Genomic DNA, 2,242 nt, shown 5'->3' with positions numbered 1-2,242 from the left:
GATGCTTGGCTTACCGGCAAAGAGCGAAGCCTATCCGCCGCGCAGTTTTATCAAACGATCCACCTGGATCGCGTTGCGGACGCTCTCCTTTCGGGCCTAATCGGAGACGACCGTACGACCGAGGAAGCGCTGCGTCGCCTCTCAAAGGGAAGCCTCAGCCTTTGGGACCGCAAAGAGTCTTCAGCGAAGGATGTCCTTTGGGAGCTCGAGCTGAACGCGCTCTTTAATCGCATGTCAATTCCGGCGACCTTGAAAGAGCCTCCCGACATCATGCTGAATCTAGATAACCCGCAGGTTGGTGTGACCTGCAAGAAGGTCTATTCCGACAAGCATTTTTCAAATACGTTATCGAAGGGAGTCAGTCAGCTTGCCGGCGACAGTTCGATATTCGGAATTGTCGCAGTGAATCTGGACGACAATCTGCCCGCCAATTCGATTCGAGTGGCCACCGATCCCGAGTCGCCTTTCCAACATACCAATCTACAATTCATCGAGAAGCATCGACGCCGCTTCCTGAGATATCTCCAGCAACATCGCGTTACTGCGATTCTCGTATCCACCGCGGGAATCGTGTATGGCACCGATGGCGTTGCGAATATGTACCGTGGAACTACGGTCCGGGCACTGCAAACCCTGCCGGACGAGCATATCGCGGTGCTCGAGCAAATAAGGACAAAGCTCGCCGCAAACTGACGGAACTACGCATGAGCGGCCGCCTTCAGGAGAGTCCGGTTCCCCGCGCCGGACGCGGCGGCTGCGAGAGAAATCACGGACTCGCCGGCACAACCGCGGTACCCTGTCTTTGAGATGTTTTTGGGGAGCGAGAGTTCCGGAGCAGCGTTCTTCGTCGGCACAACCTATGGAACAACATCTTGGCAACATGAGCCGGGAAGGAGGTACGCCTATGAGGACACCAAACAATTCGGAGGCTTCAGCATCCCGCAAGGGAATGTGGAATCGAGTCCTGTTGGTCTGTCATGTCGGGGTCTTAGTCGGAACGATGCTTCTGCATCCGTTTTCGCTCAACCACGCCGATGGGGCGCTGCCCAAAGACATCTTCGTGCCGCCGTAGGGCGAAGGCACAGCGTAGCGTGCGACGATCATTGTCCCGACGTGCCGCGGCGTGTTGCCCGCCGGCGAGGCAACGGTTTGAGGAGAAGCTTTCGGGGAAGCAAGCCGGAAATCTCGAGATCTGAGATCTCTTCGACGGGCAGCCCGTCTCGAATGCGTTTGACGATCTTATGCCACGTGCCGAAAGGCCGGATGATTTGTGCGTACTGGGCATCCGTCGTTTCAAAACCCTGTAGCACATAGTGATCAACCTGATCGCCCTCCTGGTGATGGTCCCTGAGATCCAAAAGAAGCAGCTCCATTTGCAGCAGGTCGTGTAACGGCGAGCCCTCCAGTTCGAGTTCGCGCGGAAGCTTCCGCTTGCGATAAAACGGATTGCGTGCGACGAGTCCGACAATCCAACGGTCGGCCTCCCGATTCTCATCGGTTCGGACCAGCGATCCCACGACTTCTAATTTGATCGGCTTCTGAAGCCGCTTCATTTGCCTTCGGTTTTCAAGAATCGTTCCGAAGCTCTCCCACTCGTTGCCTGTATAGCGACAGAGGTCCAGATACGGAGCGACGTCCACCGGTACGCCGGGAAGTTGAATGCAAATGTCGGTCTCATGCAGGAACGCCGGGGATTTAGGTCCCTCAGGGATCCGTTGCCGGGTATACAACATCAACCAGCCGTTTCGGAACTGGCCAAAATAGATGATGTCTTCGGAGTGATGGACTCTGTCCATGGATGCGGCTCGATAGCGCGCCCACGGGTCACGCAGGGCCTTTAAAAAGCTCTCCACACCGACACCGTGCCAACAGGCGCCGTCCTGATGGATCGTAAATGCGCCATTCGATGACAGCCCGGAGGTATCGTGAAGGTACCCCAAGAGGTCTTTAAGCTGATCGATCGTACTCAAAGACATTGATAGGCACAGTCGCACCCCATCGCCGCCCGGATTACGCCCACTCGTATCCGGCATTTCCGTCGAGAAGGCCGAATGCGCGAAACCGGTTTTTGAACAGAAATAGCCGGAGGCAGGTTCGACGGTGACGAACTCCATGGTCGATTTCGGAAGGGGAACGTTTAGATACTCGCCACATTCGCCGGTTCGAAACCAGGCACGACCGTTTACCAGCAGCTCCCTGCGCTTCTTTGAAATTAAGTTTAGCAAGAGCGCCTTGCCTTTCC

The 2,242-nt window shown here is 56.0% G+C and carries 3 protein-coding genes; 2 read left to right on the top strand and 1 reads right to left on the bottom strand.

Annotated elements, in window-relative coordinates; translation table 11 throughout:
- Both VGK48_21010 and VGK48_21005 read left to right on the top strand, forming a co-directional pair.
- Positions 1 to 693 (top strand): hypothetical protein (locus VGK48_21010; GenBank protein ID HEY2383663.1); only part of this gene is annotated, 693 nt, incomplete at its 5' end.
- A 211-nt stretch (positions 694 to 904) separates the two neighbouring features.
- Positions 905 to 1,072: a hypothetical protein gene (locus VGK48_21005; protein HEY2383662.1), complete on the top strand. Its 168-nt coding sequence runs from the start codon at positions 905 to 907 to the stop codon at positions 1,070 to 1,072.
- Between the two features lie 28 nt (positions 1,073 to 1,100).
- Here the strand turns inward: VGK48_21005 and VGK48_21000 are convergent.
- The coding region (locus VGK48_21000; protein HEY2383661.1) for a hypothetical protein at positions 1,101 to 2,242 on the bottom strand (1,142 nt) is incomplete at its 5' end.

It is taken from the genome of Terriglobia bacterium (assembly GCA_036496425.1).
GTDB lineage: Bacteria > Acidobacteriota > Terriglobia > 20CM-2-55-15 > 20CM-2-55-15 > 20CM-2-55-15.
This window is presented reverse-complemented; position numbering and strand designations above follow the sequence as displayed.